The organism is Paraburkholderia sp. MM5482-R2, assembly GCF_050436125.1.
In the GTDB taxonomy this organism is placed as follows: domain Bacteria; phylum Pseudomonadota; class Gammaproteobacteria; order Burkholderiales; family Burkholderiaceae; genus Paraburkholderia; species Paraburkholderia tuberum.
Map to the genome: position 1 here is coordinate 1360761 of NZ_JBNDLP010000002.1, position 18370 is coordinate 1379130.

At 64.5% G+C, this 18370-nt stretch carries 14 protein-coding genes; 6 read left to right on the forward strand and 8 right to left on the reverse strand.

All coding sequences use genetic code 11. From position 1 onward, the window contains the following. The first annotated feature begins 265 nt into the window (after positions 1 to 265). On the forward strand, positions 266 to 3832 hold the full coding sequence (gene dnaE, locus OKW37_RS09165) for a DNA polymerase III subunit alpha (RefSeq protein ID WP_184059420.1): 3567 nt from the start codon (positions 266 to 268) through the stop codon (positions 3830 to 3832). A 48-nt stretch (positions 3833 to 3880) separates the two neighbouring features. On the opposite strand, the gene OKW37_RS09170 is transcribed toward dnaE, so the two are convergent. Next, positions 3881 to 4642 carry a glycosyltransferase family 2 protein gene (locus tag OKW37_RS09170; protein ID WP_429406883.1) on the reverse strand — a complete coding sequence of 254 codons (762 nt, stop codon included), beginning with the start codon at positions 4640 to 4642 and terminating at the stop codon, positions 3881 to 3883. Positions 4643 to 4883: 241 nt separating this feature from the next. Here OKW37_RS09170 and msbA point away from each other — a divergent pair, with 241 nt between their 5' ends. Continuing rightward, positions 4884 to 6677: a lipid A export permease/ATP-binding protein MsbA gene (gene msbA, locus OKW37_RS09175; protein WP_429406881.1), complete on the forward strand. Its 1794-nt coding sequence runs from the start codon at positions 4884 to 4886 to the stop codon at positions 6675 to 6677. Positions 6678 to 6716: 39 nt separating this feature from the next. Here msbA and OKW37_RS09180 read toward each other — a convergent pair whose 3' ends face one another. After that, positions 6717 to 7823: a glycosyltransferase family 9 protein gene (locus OKW37_RS09180; RefSeq protein WP_429406879.1), complete on the reverse strand. Its 1107-nt coding sequence runs from the start codon at positions 7821 to 7823 to the stop codon at positions 6717 to 6719. 348 nt (positions 7824 to 8171) lie between these two features. Between OKW37_RS09180 and OKW37_RS09185 the strand changes: the two genes are divergently transcribed. The 3 genes from OKW37_RS09185 to OKW37_RS09195 are packed head-to-tail and all read left to right on the forward strand — an operon-like array spanning position 8172 to position 11302. Next, positions 8172 to 9458: an O-antigen ligase family protein gene (locus OKW37_RS09185; protein WP_429406877.1), complete on the forward strand. Its 1287-nt coding sequence runs from the start codon at positions 8172 to 8174 to the stop codon at positions 9456 to 9458. Between the two features lie 15 nt (positions 9459 to 9473). Continuing rightward, positions 9474 to 10409: a glycosyltransferase family 2 protein gene (locus OKW37_RS09190; RefSeq protein ID WP_429406875.1), complete on the forward strand. Its 936-nt coding sequence runs from the start codon at positions 9474 to 9476 to the stop codon at positions 10407 to 10409. A gap of 47 nt (positions 10410 to 10456) precedes the next feature. Beyond that, on the forward strand, positions 10457 to 11302 hold the full coding sequence (locus OKW37_RS09195; protein ID WP_429406873.1) for a glycosyltransferase family 2 protein: 846 nt from the start codon (positions 10457 to 10459) through the stop codon (positions 11300 to 11302). 13 nt (positions 11303 to 11315) lie between these two features. Here the strand turns inward: OKW37_RS09195 and OKW37_RS09200 are convergent, their stop codons facing one another. Next, complete coding sequence (locus tag OKW37_RS09200; RefSeq protein WP_429406871.1) at positions 11316 to 11645, reverse strand: hypothetical protein; 330 nt, start codon at positions 11643 to 11645, stop codon at positions 11316 to 11318. Between the two features lie 247 nt (positions 11646 to 11892). On the opposite strand from OKW37_RS09200, the gene OKW37_RS09205 reads away from it, so the two are divergent. Beyond that, positions 11893 to 12825 (forward strand): recombination-associated protein RdgC, encoded by a 933-nt coding sequence (locus OKW37_RS09205; protein ID WP_429406869.1) that lies wholly within the window; start codon positions 11893 to 11895, stop codon positions 12823 to 12825. 3 nt (positions 12826 to 12828) lie between these two features. Here the strand turns inward: OKW37_RS09205 and OKW37_RS09210 are convergent, their stop codons facing one another. The 5 genes from OKW37_RS09210 to OKW37_RS09230 form a co-directional block, all read right to left on the reverse strand. Continuing rightward, entirely contained in the window at positions 12829 to 13686 is an 858-nt protein-coding gene (locus OKW37_RS09210; RefSeq protein WP_429406867.1) for a FecR family protein, read from the reverse strand. A gap of 565 nt (positions 13687 to 14251) precedes the next feature. Continuing rightward, the gene (locus OKW37_RS09215; protein ID WP_429406865.1) at positions 14252 to 15472 is read right to left on the reverse strand and encodes an MFS transporter; all 1221 of its coding nucleotides are present in this window, start codon (positions 15470 to 15472) and stop codon (positions 14252 to 14254) included. 83 nt (positions 15473 to 15555) lie between these two features. Beyond that, positions 15556 to 16032: a VOC family protein gene (locus OKW37_RS09220; protein WP_184059400.1), complete on the reverse strand. Its 477-nt coding sequence runs from the start codon at positions 16030 to 16032 to the stop codon at positions 15556 to 15558. A 68-nt stretch (positions 16033 to 16100) separates the two neighbouring features. Continuing rightward, complete coding sequence (locus OKW37_RS09225) at positions 16101 to 16586, reverse strand: VOC family protein (RefSeq protein WP_187617948.1); 486 nt, start codon at positions 16584 to 16586, stop codon at positions 16101 to 16103. Positions 16587 to 16729: 143 nt separating this feature from the next. Further along, positions 16730 to 18289 (reverse strand): SH3 domain-containing protein, encoded by a 1560-nt coding sequence (locus tag OKW37_RS09230; protein WP_429406863.1) that lies wholly within the window; start codon positions 18287 to 18289, stop codon positions 16730 to 16732. Positions 18290 to 18370 lie beyond the last annotated feature (81 nt).

Here is an 18370-nt window from a genome sequence, read left to right on the forward strand (position 1 = left end):
GCCGCCGCTGTTGCGCCCCGTATGAGACCCGGGGTTTGACGCGCGGGTTCGCGCGCGTTTGCCGTGCGTTTGCCGCGCGTTTGCCGGTTAAATGGCCACGTCGAGAGAGGCGAAACCCCTATTATCCCTCAACCCGGCATTTTCCCCGACCTGGCCGAATGGCCAACGAGTTGCGCTAGCGCAAACAGCGCTCGCTCCGACCTCGTCCTGGCCGGATGGCCAACGCGCCGTTTTGACCTGAAATCCGCGGAAGGGTGGAGTTACAATGTCGCCCATGTCAGATCCCCGCTTCGTTCATCTCCGCGTTCACTCCGAATTCTCGATTGCCGACGGCATCGTGCGTCTCGACGACATCGTCGCGGCGGCGGCCAAAGACGGTCAGGGCGCGCTCGCGCTTACCGACCTCGGCAACGCGTTCGGCCTCGTCCGTTTCTACCAGGAAGCGCGTGGCAAAGGGATCAAACCCATTGCCGGCTGCGACGTCTGGATCACCAATCCTGACGACCGCGACAAGCCTTCCCGCCTGCTGCTGCTGGTCAAGGACCGCCGCGGTTACCTGAACCTCTGCGAATTGCTCAGCAAGGCCTCGCTGACGAACCAGTATCGCGGCCGCGCGGAAATCGAAGCTGGCTGGCTCGAATCCGGTCTGGGCGAAGGGCTGCTCGCGCTGTCGGGCGCGCAGCAGGGTGACATCGGTCTCGCGCTGGCGGCCGGCAACGAAGAGGCGGCGAAGCGCCACGCGCAGCATTGGGCGAAGGTGTTCCCAGGCGGCTTCTATATCGAGCTGCAGCGCTACGGCCAGCCTGGCGGCGAGCAGTACGTGCAGCAGGTGGTCGCGCTCGCGGCATCGCTGAAACTGCCGGTCGTCGCGACGCACCCGATGCAGTTCATGACGCCGGACGACTTCACCGCGCACGAAGCGCGCGTGTGTATTTCCGAAGGCGACATTCTCGCGAATCCGCGTCGCCAGAAGCGCTTCACGGCCGAGCAGTATTTCCGCACGCAACAGGAAATGGCCACGCTGTTCGCGGACATTCCTTCGGCGCTGGCGAACACGGTGCAGATCGCCAAGCGCTGCAATCTGACGCTCGAACTCGGCAAGCCGAAGCTGCCGCTCTTTCCGACGCCCGACGGCATGTCGCTCGACGACTACCTGGTGCAGCTGTCGAAAGAGGGCCTGGAAAAGCGGCTCGAACAGTTGTATCCGGACGAGGCCGAGCGCGACTCGCAACGCCCGACGTACTACCAGCGCCTCGAATTCGAATGCGGCACGATCATCAAGATGGGCTTTCCGGGCTACTTCCTGATCGTCGCGGACTTCATCAACTGGGCCAAGAACAACGGCGTGCCGGTCGGGCCGGGCCGGGGTTCGGGCGCGGGTTCGCTGGTCGCCTATGCGCTCGGCGTGACCGATCTCGATCCGCTGCGCTACAACCTGCTGTTCGAGCGTTTCCTGAATCCGGAGCGGGTGTCGATGCCCGACTTCGATATCGACTTCTGCCAGCACGGCCGCGATCGCGTGATCCAGTACGTGAAGGAAAAATACGGCGCGAACGCGGTGTCGCAGATCGCGACGTTCGGCACGATGGCGGCGAAGGCGGCGGTGCGCGACATCGGCCGCGTGCTCGATCTCGGCTACATGTTCACGGACGGCATCGCGAAGTTGATCCCGTTCAAGCCGGGCAAGCACGTGACGATCGCCGACGCGATGAAGGAAGAGCCGCTGTTGCAGGAGCGCTTCGACAACGAAGACGAAGTGCACCAGCTGCTCGAACTCGCGCAGCGCGTCGAAGGCTTGACGCGTAACGTCGGCATGCACGCGGGCGGCGTGCTGATCGCGCCGGGCAAGCTGACCGATTTCTGCCCCTTGTACACGCAGGGCGACGAAAGCGGCGTCGTCAGCCAGTACGACAAGGACGACGTCGAAGCAGTCGGCCTCGTGAAGTTCGACTTTCTGGGCCTGACCACGCTGACCATTCTGGATTGGGCCGAGCGCTACATCCGCCGCCTCGATCCGTCGAAGCAGGACTGGTCGCTCGCCCAGGTGCCGCTCGACGACCCGGCGTCGTTCTCGATCCTGAAGAAAGCGAATACGGTCGCCGTGTTCCAGCTGGAAAGCCGCGGCATGCAGGGCATGCTGAAGGACGCGCAGCCCGACCGCTTCGAAGACATCATCGCGCTCGTCGCGTTGTACCGCCCGGGTCCGATGGACCTGATCCCGAGCTTCTGTGCGCGTAAGCACGGCCGCGAGGTGGTGGAATATCCGGACCCGCGCGTCGAACCTGTTCTGAAAGAGACCTACGGCATCATGGTCTACCAGGAGCAGGTGATGCAGATGGCGCAGATCATCGGCGGCTACTCGCTGGGCGGCGCCGACCTGCTGCGTCGCGCGATGGGTAAGAAAAAGCCCGAGGAAATGGCCAAGCACCGCGAAATTTTCGCGGAAGGCGCGGCCACCAACGGCCTCACGCGCGAGAAGTCCGACGAAATCTTCGACCTGATGGAGAAGTTCGCGGGCTACGGCTTCAACAAGTCGCACGCGGCCGCCTACGCGCTGCTTGCGTACTACACCGCGTGGCTCAAGGCGCACCATCCGGCCGAATTCATGGCGGCCAACATGTCGCTCGCGATGGACGACACGGACAAGGTCAAGATCCTGTTCGAAGACTGCCTCGCGAACAAGATGGCCGTGCTGCCGCCGGACGTGAACCTGTCCGCGTATCGCTTCGAGCCGGTCGCCGAAGCCGACGGCAAGCGCTCGCGCACGATCCGCTACGGTCTCGGCGCGATCAAGGGCAGCGGCCAGAACGCGATCGAAGAAATCCTGCGCGCGCGCGAGGAAGGCCGCTTCATCGACATCTTCGATTTCTGCAACCGCGTCGATCGGCGCATCGTCAATCGTCGCACGATCGAGGCGCTGATTCGCGCCGGCGCGTTCGACACGCTGCATCTGAACCGCGCGCAGCTGATCGCGTCGGTGTCGCTCGCGATGGAAGCTGCCGAGCAGGCGGCGGCCAATGCGCTGCAGGCCGGCCTGTTCGACATGGGCGACGCGCCGTCGCAAGGCCACGAACTCGTCGACGAACCGGAGTGGCCGGAAAAGCGCAAGCTGCAGGAAGAAAAGGCCGCGCTCGGTTTCTACCTGTCGGGCCATCTGTTCGATGCATACAAGGACGAAGTGCGTCGCTTCGTGCGCCAGAAGATCGGCGAGCTGAAGGAAGGGCGCGACAAGCTGGTCGCGGGCGTGATCGTGTCGCTGCGCACGCAGATGACCCAGCGCGGCAAGATGCTGATCGCGCTGCTCGACGACGGCACCGGCCAGTGCGAAGTGACGGTGTTCAACGAGGTCTTCGAAGAGCACAAGCAGTTGTTCAAGGAAGACGAGCTGCTGGTCGTGCAGGGCCAGGCGCGCAACGACGCGTTCACGGGCGGCATCCGCTTCACGGTCGAAACGGTGATGGATCTCGGCCGCGCGCGCTGCCGTTACGCGGATTCGCTGAAGGTGCAGATGAACGGCAACGCGGACGCGCAGGCATTGCGCCGGGTGCTCGAAGCGCACACCGCCGGCAAGGACGAGCCGTCCGCCACAGCCGCGCCGGCGGCCGCGCCGCGCGGCAATGGCGGTGGGCGTGGCGGCTTCGGCGGCGACGGCGGCCGTCAGCGTCAAGCGGTGCAGATTCCGAACGGGCTCGCGGTGCAGGTCGTTTATCGCAGCGAGCATGCGCAAGGCGAAATGCGTCTGGGCGACGCGTGGCGCGTGAAGCCGACCGATGAACTGCTCGCCGCGCTGCGCGGCGAGTTTGCGGGAAGCTCGATCGAAATCGTGTATTGAGCGAGATCCGCGGTATCGATGGGCCAGTGCAGCGTGTACCGGCTAGCCTTACCGCCCGCCCGTTTTTTCCAGGCGCGCCAGCTTCAGAAACCGGTAGTACACCGTCTCCGCATTGAACAGCGCGATCATCAGCCCGGTGCGGCCATCCAGAAAACCGCGCCGCAGCAGATAAGTCCGCACGAACGCCCACAGGCCGCGCCCGAGCGCGAGGCGAATGCTGCCTTTCTGCCCGGCCTCGTAACGCTGCCGCGCGCCGGCCGTCGAATACGCGTCGAGCTTGCGCAGCACACCCTCGTAGTCCTCGTACGAGTAGTGCATCAGCTTGCCGGCGAGGCGTTGCGCGGGCGTGTCGAACACGAGGCGCTCGTGCACGAGGTCGTCGGAGAAGCGCGCGGTGCCGCGTTTGAAGAGGCGCGGAATCCAGTCCGGATACCAGCCGCTGTGATGGACCCAGTGGCCGCAGAAACTCGACAGACGGTCCACCGCATAGACGTCGGCGGCGGGCGCGGCGAGCGTCGCGCGAATCGATGCGGCGAGTTCCGGTGTGACGATTTCGTCGGCGTCGAGCGACAGGATCCAGTTGGTGGTCAGTGCATCGACCGCGCGGTTCTTTTGCGGGCCGAAGCCCGGCCAGTCCGTCTGTTCGATGACGCGAGCGCCGTTCGCGCGAGCGATGTCGGCGGTGCCGTCGGTGCTGCCGCCGTCGATCACGACGATCTGGTCGGCAAAGGCCACGGCTTGCAGGCATTCGGCCAGCCGCGCCGCCGCGTTCCGGGTGATGATGGCAACGCCAAGAGTGGTTTCTTGCATACCTGAGTTGCGTGGAGGACGAAGTGACGGAGCGGGTCGCGACCCGGCAATCGAGCAGCGAGTATACACATCTCATCCGTCCCCACACCACGGCGCCGATCCGCCAGGCGTTGCGCGCATGCCGTCGCGCGCCGAGCGCCGGCCGTCATCTGCAACCGATTACAATGCTCTTTTTTGATATTTCACGTGGCCGCCCGATCATGCGCCGCGTGCTCGCCGTTCCGCATTTCCAGAGGATTCCTTGAGCGCGAAGCCAACGTTAAGCAAACCCATGGGGGCAGGCGATGCGTCGTCGCCGGCCGTCGTCCTGCGGCGCCTGTGGCCTTTCATCAAGCCGCTGCTGTGGGTCGGGGTCGGCGCGATCATCGCGATGGCGGTGAGCGCCGGCACCGACGCCGCCATTCCCGCGCTGCTCAAGCCGCTGCTCGACAAGGGCTTCGGCTCGCACGCAGTCGACAAGACCAAGTGGCTCGTGCCGATCGCGGTGATCGGCCTCGCGCTGATTCGCGGCGTGTCGCAGTACGCGTCCGGCTATCTGCTCGCGTACGTGTCGAACAAGATCCTGCTCGAGCTGCGTCTGAAGATGTTCGACCGCATGATCCACACGAGCGTCGCGTTCTTCCAGCGCGAAACCGCGAGCACGGTGATCAACGCGATCGTCTTCGAGGTCAATCAGATCCTGAACGTGCTGCTGAGCGTGATGGTCACGCTCGTGCGCGACTCGCTGACGGTGATCTTCCTGCTCGGCTATCTGTTCTATCTGAACTGGCGTCTGACGTTGATCGTCGCGGTGCTGCTGCCAGGCATCGGCTGGCTGGTCGGCAAGATCAATCGCCGGCTGCGGCGACTGAACCGCGAGCATCAGCTGCTCACCAACGAGCTGTCGTATATCGTCGAAGAAACGGTGGGCGGCTACAAGGTCGTCAAGGTGCATAACGGCGAGCAATACGAGACGGACCGCTTCACCGCGATGAGCCGGCGCCTGCGCGGCTACGCGATGCGCATGACGGTCTCCGGTGGCCTCGCGCAGCCGTTGACGCAGTTCCTGGCGTCGATCGCGCTCGCGGTCGTGATCACGATCGCGGTGGTGCAGTCGTCGTCGGATCAGACGACGGTCGGCGGCTTCGTCGCGTTCGTCACGTCGATGCTCCTGATCATCTCGCCGCTCAAGCATCTGATGGACGTGAACCAGCCGTTGCAGCGCGGCATGACCGCGGCCGAGCTGATCTTCGGCCTGATCGACGAGCCGGCCGAGCCGGAAGGCGGCGGCAAGCCGCTCGCTCACGCGCGCGGCGAGGTCGAGTTCCGCGACGTGTCGTTCATCTACGGCACGAACTCCACGCACAACCGCCATACGCTCGACCAGGTGTCGTTCAAGATCGCGCCGGGCGAGATGGTCGCGCTCGCGGGGCCGTCGGGCAGCGGCAAGACCACGCTGGTGAATCTGTTGCCGCGCTTCTTCGATCCGACCGGCGGCGCGATTCTGGTCGACGGCGTCGCGCTGCCCGAGTACGACCTGCACGCGCTGCGCAGCCAGATCGCGATGGTGAGCCAGGACGTCGTGCTGTTCAACGACACCATCGCGCACAACGTCGCGTACGGTCAGGAAGTCGATGCGGAGAAGGTCAAGGCGGCGTTGCGCGCGGCGAACCTGTGGGACACCGTGCAGGCGATGCCGCAGGGCATCGAGACGCTCGTCGGCGACAACGGCATGATGCTGTCGGGCGGCCAACGCCAGCGTCTCGCGATCGCGCGCGCGATCTACAAGAACGCGCCGATCCTGATTCTCGACGAAGCGACGTCGGCGCTCGATTCCGAGTCCGAGCGCCACGTGCAGGCGGCGCTCGAAACGCTGATGAAAGGCCGCACCACGCTCGTGATCGCGCACCGCCTGTCGACGATCGAGCGCGCCGACCGCATCCTCGTGATGGAGGCGGGGCGGATCGTCGAGCGCGGCAGCCATCGCGAGCTGCTCGAGCACGACGGCTTGTACGCCCATCTGCATCGCATCCAGTTCCAGCAGAGCGCGGCCTAGTTCCAACGCCGTTTTACCGGGGCGTCGCGCGGCTGTCGCTCAGGTGTTCGAGGTCGTGCCCACGGCCTGAAGCAACTGCTGGCGGATCGCACGGAAGATGGCTGCCGGTGCGATCTCGTCGACGTCGCCGCTGCTCTGAATGCCGGTCGAATGGCATGGTTCGGTCAGCCGCAGATAGGGCGGCTCGCGGTCCGAGAACAGCGACACGCTCGGCGTCGGCGTCGAATGCGCGACGTGCATCAAGCCGCCGTCTGCACCGACGAACAGACACGCGTGGGCGGCGATTTCGCGCGACTGCAACAGCGTCAGCTTGCCGACGCAGGAAGCAATCTTCAACGTGGCGAACGGGTGTTCGAGCAGCGTCTGCGCCATCGCCAGTCCATTGTCCGAACCGAGCAGCACGATCTGCCGCGGCAGCGTCGCGTCATCGGACTGATCGATGAGTTCCAGCAGTTCGCCCCAGCGGTTGTAAGTCCGGTTTGTGTCGAGCCCCCCGACGGCGAGTGCGAGAAACTGCCCGCCCGGTAGCCATTCCTGCACCGATTCGCGGGTCGCGGAGCGAGCCGCCAGATACGGCTTGCTCATCGCGATCACGGCGGCGGCCGAATGGCCTAGCGAAAAGAAGTGATTGATCGCCGCATAGCTGAAGCTGGTCTGATTGCGATCGGGTCCGTAGAAATACTGGAACAGGCAGACATAGGGCAGATGCCTGAAGTGCCGCGCTTTCAGTTTGATGGACGGCAGATTGAATTCCGACATGACGATCGCGTCGTAGCGGCGGCCGGAAAGTTGCTGTAAGTCGGAATAGACGTTCTGAAAGATATCGTCCTCCGCGAACAGCGGATGCAGATTCGGCAGCGTGAGCAGGTCGATCTCGACACCGCGATCCTTCAGGAGCGCGCGTCCCGACAGGTCCATCGTCGCATCGCCGAAATTGCGCTTGCCGGTATAGATCCACAGCAGCCGCTTTACACCGGCGGCGCTCTCGAGTTCCAGGCGAGTTTGTCCGGCCCCTTTCAGCAACAGGTATTTGTGCAGATACTTTTTGACTATCTTCGCTCGCGAACTCTTGCGCAAAAACGTCTCGGGCTCGTGCGCGACGCCGCTATAAGGAATCCGCACGGAACGATCGACGGCGGTTTCCACGATTCTTTTCAAGGCGTCAGGGACAAGCGGATAAAGCGGGCGCATCAATTGTTTCATTGTCTGGAGCACTGAAAACCGAGGCTGCGATGGACGACGGCTGTCGCGCGAGTGCGCGGCGCTCACCGCGCGCAGCGTGGCCTCATATGGTAACAGCACGCTTCGCACGCGCCGCGCGGACTCGGGCCGAAGTCCCCACGGGCTTGCCTCTGCCCGGATCGGAAGGTCCCGGCGGATTACGAGATTAGGACACGAACCCGGTACAATGACGACCCACACTACCCGGTCGCATGTCAAAATTCTGCGACGACTGCTTAAATCAAATACATGCCGACGCCTTCCAAAATCTGTATGCCAAGCGTCAATTTGCAAAGTCTGCCGCCAGCTTTACTCCTGTTCATCTATCCGTCGGCGTGCCTGTTGATACCGGGCGCGGCCAGTGCGCTGCTGGTTGCGGCCGCGATCATTTCGCTTCTACTGCTTGCATTGCCGAAAAGCTTGACGAATCTGCCGGCGCTCCGCTGGGACAGGATCGATAGCGCGTTTTGCCTCTGCGCCGCCTGTCCGGTGATCGCCGTGCTACTCGCGGGTCTCTCGCACGGTGTCGTGGTACCCAGTACGCTCGATTCGCCTTCCCGTTTCTTTCTTGCCGCACCAGTTTTCCTGGTATTGCGCCGAAGCTTGCCGGGTACGCTCGCGTGGGCCGATCTATCGTTTGCGCTGGCCGCGCTGGTGTCGCTCGGGATTCTGCTGATCGTGCCACGCGATTGGGGCTTCGGCCGCCTCAGCAGCCGCTTTCTGAATCCGATTCACTTCGGCGATATCGCCCTCGTGATGGGCGCGCTGTCGATTCTCTCGCCGAACTGGTGGCGCAAGGATTGCACGGCCGTGCGGATCGTCAAGGTCGCGGGCCTGTTCGCGGGACTCGCCGGATCGCTGATAACCGGCACGCGCGGTAGCTGGGTCGCGATTCCTGTCGTGGTGACCGTGATTCTCTATTTGCGTAGTCGCGGCAAATCGCGCAAGTGGAAGGTGGCGCTGCCGCTTGCCATCGTGGTGATTCTGGCTGGCGCGTGCATTTTTTCGCCGACCGTGCGAGATCGCTTCGGCGACGTGTCTTCCGATCTCGTGCAGTACATGCACGGCCATAAAGACACGCCGATGGGTATTCGCCTGCAGCTTTACGAGGCCGCCGCGCACATCGTCAGGAGTCATCCGCTGCTGGGGCTGGGCGGCGACGGCTTTCGCGATAGCATGCAATCCTTCGTGGATTCAGGCCTGATCACGCCCATTGCCGCGCAGTTCGGCCGCGGCGAAGCGCACAATCAGATGCTCGCGTACATGACCGACTATGGCGGCCTTGGCGGTCTCGCGCTGCTGGGTATCTACCTGGTGCCGGGCGTGATCTTCCAGCGCCGTCTCAGAGCGCCCGACGCACCGGCCCGACGCGCCGCGCTGATGGGGCTGACGTTCGTCCTGTCGTTCTGGATTTTCGGGCTGAGTGTGGAAACCTTCGATCTCAAGCTGACCGTGTCGTTCTATTCGATGGTCATGGCGGTGCTCACCGCGTGTTGCACGTATGCCAGCAACACGCCGGACAGTACCGCTGCCCGGTCCTCGCACTGTTACATTCAATGAAGCTCACATCGACTCATGTTCAGTATCCTGATTCCGAGCTGGAATAACCTGCCTTATCTGAAGCTGTGCATCGACAGTGTTCGTCGTCACTCGGCGTTCGATCACGAGATCATCGTGCACGTCAACGACGGCAGCGACGGTACGCTCGAATGGGTTCGAGCCGAAGGCATCCGTCATACGTGGAGCAAGGGCAACGTCGGCGTCTGCATTGCGCTGAACGACGCCGCCCGGCTCGCCACCCGCGACTGGATCCTGTTCCTGAACGACGACATGTTCTGCACGCCGGGCTGGGATGTCGCGTTCGAGGCCAGCGTGCGCTCGCTCGGCGAATCGTCGGCGTATCTCTCGTCGGTGCTGATCGAGCCGATCGATACCGGCAACACCAACGTCACGACGGCCAATTTCGGCACCGGGCCGGAGAATTTCGACGAAGCGGGGCTGCTCAAGTACACTGCCGCGATGCAAGCGGCGGATCGCGATGGCGTGGCCGTGCAGCCGATGCTGCTCAGCCGCCGCCTGTGGCACGCGGTGGGCGGTTACAGCATCGAATTCGGCCCCGGCATGAGCAGCGACGACGACTTTCTGATGAAGCTCTGGCTGGTCGGTTGTCGTGTGTTTCGGGTCGTCGGCGCGAGCCGCATCTACCATTTCGGCTGCAAATCGACAGGCCGCATTCGCCGTAATCGCGGCGGCCGCGAATTCCTGATGAAGTGGGGCATCTCGCAGCGCGACTTTGCGCGCGGCTACATTCGCCAGACGGCCGTGGTGGCCCCCGGCAGCCTGCCGAACGTGCCGCGCGCGCCGTTCACGAGCCGCCTCAAACGCGTGCTGTACGCGCTGAGTCGCTATCCGTTCGAGGATCTCGAAGGCTGGGACGCCAATCTTCCCGCGAAGCTGCCGTTCATGAAGTCGTTCGGCGAGAGGTCCGAAGACCAGGCCGGGCGCGACTGACCGACACGATCCGCGCGCGGACGTCACCCTTACAGAATTCACATCCGATGTTCTCAATCATCATTCCGACCTGGAACAACCTGCCTTATCTGCGCCTGGTGATCAAAAGCCTTCGGCGTCATTCGACGCATCAGCACCAGATCATCGTGCACGTGAACGACGGCTCGGACGGCACGCTCGCGTGGGTGCGCGACGAGGGCATCGAGCACACGGCGTCGCCCGGCAACATCGGCATCTGCCACGCGGTCAACATCGCGGCGGCGCGCGCGACGCAGGACTACGTCGTCTACCTGAACGACGACATGTACTGCTGCCCCGGCTGGGACGACGCGCTCGTCAAGCGTCTCGCGCAGATGCCGGCCGACAACCTGTTCATGCTGTCGGGCACAATGATCGAGCCGGTCGATTCGGGCAATCCGTGCGTGGTCGTGCGCGACTTCGGCCGCGACGCGCAGGTGTTTCGCGCCGACGAGCTGATCGCCGCCACGCCCGCTCTCGTACGCGCCGACTGGCGCGGCGCGACGTGGCCGCCGACGCTCGTGCATCGCAACTGGTGGTTCAAGGTGGGCGGCTACAGCAGCGAACTGAGTCCCGGCATGAGCAGCGACAACGATTTCTCGATGAAGCTGTGGGACGCGGGCTGCCGCGTGTTCGTCGGTGCCGGCGACAGTCTCGTCTATCACTTCCAGCAGAAGAGCACCGGCAAGGTCGTCAAGAACGACGGGCGTCGGCAGTTCCTCAACAAGTGGGGGATGACGCAGGCGACTTTCGACCGCTACTACCTGCGCCGCGGCACCGCCATCGACGGCGCGCTCGCGGTCAGCGAGCCGGAGCGCTCGGGCCGGCTGCGCCGCGCGTTGCTAAAGTCGCGCATCAAACGCGCGTTGGGCTGACGCGCGGCGCGTCTCAAACGCCGCCCGTCACGAGCGGCAGCACGGTCAGATCCGGATGTGTGCCGTCGACGATGCTGCGCCCCACGTGCACCGCTTCGTGCAGCGCGTCGTCGAGGCTCGCGAAGCTCTCCTCGCCGTCCGCGTGAAACGGCACCGCATGGCCGGGAAGATGGGGGTTGGCGCCCGGATGGCAGACGTAGCCGAGATACGTATAGCGGCTGTTTTGCGCGGCCGCGGCGTTGGCGGCATGCGCCGCGTCGGGCGGGTCCTTCGCGACAGGTGACACGTGTATCTCGAAGCCTTCGTATTGCACCGTCTGCCAGGCTGCGGTTTCGTCGGCCATGACCGCCTCCGTCTGGGTCTGTCCTGTCCAAAAGTCTAGGTGATTTGCCGCCAAAACGCGCGGGTCTGCGGTTACGGCAAAACCATTACGGCCTGAATTACCGCTTCAGCGCGCCGAGCTGCTTCAGCGGAAAGATTTTCATTTTGCATTTGAAAATCCGCCGTCTCCAGAAACGCGCTCACTAGAACGCCCCCGGCTGGTTCTCGTCGGATAAAATGCTGCGCTTTGCCCAAATCCGACTTCGCTCATGTGGTTCAAAAACCTTCAACTGCACCGCCTGCCCGCTCCGTGGTCCGTCACCCCTGAACAGATGCAGAAGTGGCTCGCGCCGTACGCGTTCGCGCCCGGCCAGAGCGTCGAGATGCAGGCCCAAGGCTGGGCGCCCCCGCGCGATGGCGACTCGCTCGTCTACGCGATGACCGGTCAGATACTGCTGACGTTTCGCGCCGAAAAGAAGCTGCTGCCGGCGTCGGTCGTCACCCAGGTCACGCGCGAGCGCGCGGCCGAGCTCGAGGAGCAGCAGGGCTTCAAGCCGGGCCGCAAGCAGATGCGCGACCTGAAGGAGCAGGTCACCGACGAACTGCGGCCGCGCGCGTTCAGCATCCGCCGCGATACGCGCGTGTGGATCGATTGCACGAATGGCTGGCTCGTGATCGACGCGGCGTCGCAGGCAGTCGCCGACGATGTGCGCGGTCTGCTCGTCAAGTCGATCGACCAGTTGCCGCTGATGACGGTGCGCGTCGCGCAGTCGCCGGTCGCGGCGATGACCGGCTGGCTGCTCGAGGGCGACGCGCCGGCGGGTTTCACGCTCGATCAGGACACCGAGCTGCGTTCGCCCGCCGAGGGCAACGCGACGGTGCGCTATGTCGGGCATGCGCTGGACGCCGAAGACATGCGCCGCCATATCGAGGCGGGCAAGCAATGCATGCGGCTTGCGATGACGTGGAACGATCGCGTGTCGTTCGTGCTGACGCCGTCGCTGACGATCAAGCGCGTCGCGCCGCTCGACGTGCTCAAGGAAGCGAGCGACCCGACCGCGCAGAACGACGACGAGCGCTTCGATTCCGACGTTGCGCTGATGACGGCCGAGCTCGACCGCATGCTGCGCGATCTGCTCGATGCGCTGGGCGGCGAGCAGGGCGAGCAAGGGCTCGCGTTGCCGCAGGCCGTCGCGGCCTGAGCGTCAGATTTTCGCGCTGTCGAGCGCTTCGACGAGGGTCCAGTAAGGCGTGATCGAGCGCAAGCGGATCGGGTAGGTCCGCTGCAGCAGCGCGAGCGTCGCGTCGGTATCGGTGAGCTGATAGATGCCCGACACGCGCAGATCGGCGACGTCGTCGGCATAGCGCAATACGCCGGCGTGATAGCGCGCGAGTTCGTCGACGAGATCCGCGATACGCATGTTGTTCGCGTAGAGCAGGCCACGCGTCCACATCGCCTCGCGCGGGTCGAGCGCTTGCGGCGCCGCGACGCCGAAGCGTGTCAGCGTGCACCGTTGGCCTTGCGTCAGCACCAGCGCCGCGCCCGATGCCGGCCTCACCAACGCGTCGCCGCGAAACGCGGCCACGCGTGTGAAACCATCCCCTTGCCTCACGCTGAACTGCGCGCCGCGCGCTTGGACGACGCCTTCGGCCGTCTGCACGAGCAAAGGCGCATGAGTCGTTCGGGCGCCCGGTGCGCCGCCAACATCGATCACGGGCCGCACCATGATTTCCCCTCCGAGCAGATCGACGCGCCGAACGTTCGCCTCGAACGCGGCGTTGATCGCGCTCGCGCTGCCCAGCGTGATCTGAGTGCCGTCCGCCAGCAGCACGTCGTCCAGTTCGCCAGTCCCGGTGTGGAATTCGGCGGTCCACATCTGCCACGGCAAGCGGCTCGCGAGCCAGCCCGCGGGCGCGGCGATCGCAAGCCCCCAGAGCGTTTTCAGCGCGCGCCGCCGTCCCTGCGATACGCCGGCAGCATCCGCGTCTTCGCGTAGCGCGGGGCCGACGTCCGCGGGCACGGCGCCGGTTTCGCGCCGTAATTGCTGCGCTCGCCGAAGCATTTGGTTAAAGATGCGGTACTCCGGACGCATTTGACAAATGTGATTTAAATTGAATTTAGCAGATCGGGATTTAAAGATTTATATCTGTTAATAATGATTTGCGGCGGATATTCGGATCGAGTTCACAGCGAATTGACTCAATACCTTATCCTAAGCGGAAGCGTGGGCCTCGATTGCGTCAGGGCATGCAGACCCATTGTCATCGATACAAAAAATTTAGGCTATGTGTGGATCGTTAATTTTCGTGAATTCTTAAGCAGAAATGCGGCTAATTTCGCTGCAATAGAACGTGGCATTTTTGTCACGAATTACAGCGTGCCGGGTTTAGCTAACGAGCGTGTAAATCTGATGAAACTCTTCGCATGCGCACGGCGCTGACGACGGTCTGCGCACAGCCGGCCACTCATGAACCCCGGTAAAACTCCGTGCGCTGCCGCACCTTCGATGCAGACGAAAAAACGACAGGCGTATCAAAGGCTTGCGGATTTTTCCGGGAAGTTATGCACAGATTTGCCAACAAAAACTGTGGGTAACTTCGAGCGTGTCGTCGCGCGTCGAAGCGCCGTTAGTCTTCGAGCGCCCACGCGCGCCTGCGGCGCAGCAGCGCCGAGCCGATCGATACCGCCGCGCCGATGCCGCCCATCGTCAGCGACAGCGCGACGATCAGTGGGCCGGTTTGGGTGCTTGCCGAGAACACGCCGACGAGCAGGCCGGCGAGCGGCTGCGTCAGGTTGTTCAGCAGAATCGCGACGCCGATGGTCTTGCCGTAGTCCTCGGGCGGGATGATCTGCAAACGCGCGCTGCGGATGTAGACGTTGAACATCTTGTCGAAGCCGACGATCAGCAGGAAGCCGAGTGCATAGCCCCACGGCGACGCGCTCGCGCCTGCGATCACGCCGCCCGCGCAGATCGTCACGAATGCGACGACACCGAGCACGCGCGCCGGCCATCCGGCGCGCGCAACCGTCAGCAGCACCAGCACCGTGGCGAGCGCGCCGGCCGTTTGCAGACCGGCGTAGTAGCGGCTCGATTGCGCATGCAAACCCGTCACCATCGCCGCCGACGTCGCAAGCGTGACACCGATGACGAGGTTCTCCGCGGCCGCGAGCATGATGACCTTCTTCAGGCCCGGCAGCGTCCACACGTGATCGAGCGCGATGCGCAGCGGCGTGGTCCAGTGGGCGGCGGGCGTGAGCGATCGAGCGGACACAGGCGAAGGCGCGCGAAAGCCGCTCAGTCGCTGCCAGACGAACAGTGCGGCGTCGGCGCACAGAAACAGCACACCGGTCGCGGCGACCACCCATTCCCAATGCCACACACCGAGCAGCAACGCGGCGAGCATCGGCCCAAGCACGAAGCCGAGCTGATCGGCCAGTTGCGAATACGCGAGCACCTTCTGGATCCGCTGCGTGCTGAAGATCTGCGGCAGCATCACCTCGCGCGCGACGAGCCCTTGGCTCGTCAGCACGCCGCACGCGGCCGACAGCGCGATCAGCCAGCCGATGCCGCCGAACTGCGCATATGCGGCGATACCGCCGAAGCATGCGAGCGCACGCACCGCCTGGCTCAGCCGCATCAGGCGCAGCGGTGGAAAGCGGTCGCAGAGCGCGCCGAAGAACGGGAACACGAGGTAGCGCGGCAGCGTTTCGATGAAAAACGCGAGTCCCGACCACGCGACCTGGTGCGTCGTTTGAAACACCACGAGCGGCACCAGGAAGAGCAGGATCTGATCGGCGAGACGCGCGATGAACAGCGAGCAGAAGAAGGCCTGATGGTTGACGCGCACCGTGGTTGTCTCGCCGTGTTGGGTCGAGACCGATCCTATCAAAAGATCGCGCGGGCGAGGCGGGGCGCCCGCTGGCCGCCGTCCTATTCGCCGCGATACGCCTGTTCGAGCGGCGCGATATCGAGCTTGACCATCTTCATCATCTGCGCCATCACGCGGCTTGCCTTGGCGCGATCCGGGTCGCGCAGCATCTGCAGCAGCACGTTGGGCGCGATCTGCCACGACACGCCGAAGCGGTCCCGCAGCCAGCCGCAGGCCCACGGCTCGCCGCCGCCGTCGAGCAGCTTCGACCAGTAGCGATCGATTTCCTCCTGCGAGTCGCAGTGCACGAACAGCGAGATGGCCGGCGTGAATTTATATTGCGGGCCACCGTTCAGCGCCATGAACTCCTGGCCTTCGATTTCGAAGGTGACGGCGACGACCTTGCCGGCCGGTCCTGGGCCGGCGTCCGTGGCGTGCAGCGTGGTGGCGATGCGCGACGCCGAAAACACCGACGTGTAGAACTCCGCGGCTTCTTCCGCGTTGCCGTCGAACCACAGGCACGGCGCGATTTTCTGCATGACGTTGCTCCTTTCGGGACTGGTGTCGGTGGGCGTGGGCGTGCGATTGCCCGACGCCCATCGGCCGCTCACTTCTTCTCTTGGGACGAACAGTCCATCGCGGCCATCGCCTGCTGGATTTCCTCGGCGCTCAGGTCGCGCTTGTGCGTCGCGAGCGACCAGTTGTGGCCGAACGGGTCCTTGACCTGGCCGTAGCGGTCGCCCCAGAACATGTCGGTGACCGGCATCGTGACGGTCGCGCCCGCGTCGACCGCCTGTTTGAAACTCGCGTCGACGTCCGGTACGTAGTGGTGAATCGTGACCGGCGTGCCCTTCAGCGTGTTCGGGCCGAAGGTTTGGTGCTCGGGCCATTCGTCGGTCAGCATCAGCATGGAGTCCCCGATTTTCAGGGTCGCGTGCATCACCTTGCCGTCGGGGCCCGGCAGACGGATCTGTTCGACGGCGTTGAAGGCTTTCGTGTAGAACGCGATCGCTTCGGCGGCGTTCTTGCAGATCAGGTACGGCGTGAGCGAGTGCATCCCGTCCGGGATCGGTTTGGCTGCGGCGCTGGACATGACGGTGACTCCTTGAAGTAACGGTTCCTCAGGGGAAAGACCGGCTGCATGAGCTGGGTCTTCAACGTTACGACGAGTTGGTCACCGTCGGATCGACACTCCGAAAAAAATATTTTCAGGCGCGGGGGAGGGCGGCCCGCCATTTATCCCGCCGGATTGTCCTCGTCCGCCGGCGGCGCGGACGGCGCCGTGCTGCCCGCCGGCGCGCCGAGGATGCTGATCTGGAACGTGGGCGTCGCGGCGAGCGACTGCAGCGTCGCGTCCTCGGGGATGCGCTCGTCGAGCGGCAGGATCACCGAGCCGCCGATGACCGCGCGCCGGCTGTTGTCGGCCGGGCGCAGGCCCCACACGTCCTGATAGACGACGGGGACCGTGGCGCCGTTGCGCGTCGTGTTGCCGAGGTACAGCATCACATGGCCGCCGATGTAGATCAGCGTGCGCAGCGGCACGCCATGCCGCGCCAGATAGTCGAGCCGTTCGGCGGGTGTCGACTCCGACAGATCGACCATGCGGCCGGCGCTCATCTGCGTCGACGAATGGCGCGGCAGCCACACGCCGAACGCGGCGAAGATGCTTTGCAGTTCCGACGAACAGTCGTTGTAGAGCCCGCTATTGCCCCAGCCGTACGGCCGGCCGATCAGCGCCTTCAACAGCGTCGCGAGATGGCGCGGCGTCGCGGCGAGCGGCATCGGCGTGATCTGCGTGGCGTCGAGCGACGCGGTGCGGATCAGCGCGCGGCCGTCGACGTCGCGCGCGGGAACGAGGAGCTGGAGTGTGCCTGCATTGGTGCTGGTCGCGGCTGGCGATGCCGAGACACCCGCCACCAGCGGCAGCATCGTCCCGGCCGGGGCAGCGAAGCGAAACACGCCGTGGCTGTCGTTGACCGCCGCCGACGCGACGATCACCGCGCCTAGCGACTTCCCGGCCGCCGCGCGCCATTGATCGATCAAACCATCGTCGGCGAACGCGACGCCGTCGCTGCGCACCCAGCCCTGCACATCGGGCGTCTGCACGTAATGCCACGCGCCGTCGACGCTGCTACCGAGCACATAGAGCGGCGTGCCGGGTCGCACCGCCGAGATCTGCAGGTTGTCGAACGGATAACCCTCGCCGGCCAGGCGATGGTCGTAGAACGACGGATCGGTGGTAGGCAACTCGCGCACCATCAGGTTGCCGGTCGCGATCGCGCGCCGCTCGGGCTGATAGACCGGCGTTTGCGTGAACTGCGCGACGTTGATGTTGCGCGCGATCGCGTCGATCCACGCCTTGTCGTGCGGCCGGAAGTTTTCGCCGTAACCGATGATGCTGCCACGCTTGCCGGTGTTGTCGAATCTGTCGATGCGGCGCTGTTGCAGTGCGGCAATGTCCTCGCCCTGCTCGCGAAACACGCGTGTCGTCACCCAGGCGGGATTCCACGGCGACGGCGCGTTCTCGCCCGTGCCGAAGTAGCGCGCGAACAGCGCGTCGAAATGTGCGCGCTGCTCGGCGGCGCTGAGAAACGGCCGATCGTAGTCGGGGCTGTTCGGATCGAGCCAGTGATCGACGTTCTGGTCGTAATGGGCGAGCGAAAACAGCGTGACGTTGTCGACGAACGCGTGCGTGCCGCGCGGCGGCGTTGGCGTGCTGCATGCGGCGAGCATCGTGACGGCGACGCACAGCACGACGGCGCGGCAGGCACGGCGGGAGAGAACGGCGACGGGCATAAAGATTTGGCGTATGAGGTGCACGGCCAAGATGATACGGTGTCGGCGATGCGCACGGCGCATCGGATGTTGGGCGGGGAC

What these genes read in the sequence shown, in the direction of transcription:
- OKW37_RS09205 (WP_429406869.1), top strand. Translation starts at nt 11,893, where the DNA reads ATGTGGTTCAAAAACCTTCAACTGCACCGCCTGCCCGCTCCGTGGTCC.
- OKW37_RS09225 (WP_187617948.1), bottom strand. Translation starts at nt 16,586, where the DNA reads ATGTCCAGCGCCGCAGCCAAACCGATCCCGGACGGGATGCACTCGCTC.
- OKW37_RS09185 (WP_429406877.1), top strand. Translation starts at nt 8,172, where the DNA reads ATGCCAAGCGTCAATTTGCAAAGTCTGCCGCCAGCTTTACTCCTGTTC.
- dnaE (WP_184059420.1), top strand. Translation starts at nt 266, where the DNA reads ATGTCGCCCATGTCAGATCCCCGCTTCGTTCATCTCCGCGTTCACTCC.
- OKW37_RS09230 (WP_429406863.1), bottom strand. Translation starts at nt 18,289, where the DNA reads ATGCCCGTCGCCGTTCTCTCCCGCCGTGCCTGCCGCGCCGTCGTGCTG.
- OKW37_RS09200 (WP_429406871.1), bottom strand. Translation starts at nt 11,645, where the DNA reads ATGGCCGACGAAACCGCAGCCTGGCAGACGGTGCAATACGAAGGCTTC.
- OKW37_RS09190 (WP_429406875.1), top strand. Translation starts at nt 9,474, where the DNA reads ATGTTCAGTATCCTGATTCCGAGCTGGAATAACCTGCCTTATCTGAAG.
- OKW37_RS09170 (WP_429406883.1), bottom strand. Translation starts at nt 4,642, where the DNA reads ATGCAAGAAACCACTCTTGGCGTTGCCATCATCACCCGGAACGCGGCG.
- OKW37_RS09220 (WP_184059400.1), bottom strand. Translation starts at nt 16,032, where the DNA reads ATGCAGAAAATCGCGCCGTGCCTGTGGTTCGACGGCAACGCGGAAGAA.
- OKW37_RS09210 (WP_429406867.1), bottom strand. Translation starts at nt 13,686, where the DNA reads ATGCTTCGGCGAGCGCAGCAATTACGGCGCGAAACCGGCGCCGTGCCC.
- OKW37_RS09195 (WP_429406873.1), top strand. Translation starts at nt 10,457, where the DNA reads ATGTTCTCAATCATCATTCCGACCTGGAACAACCTGCCTTATCTGCGC.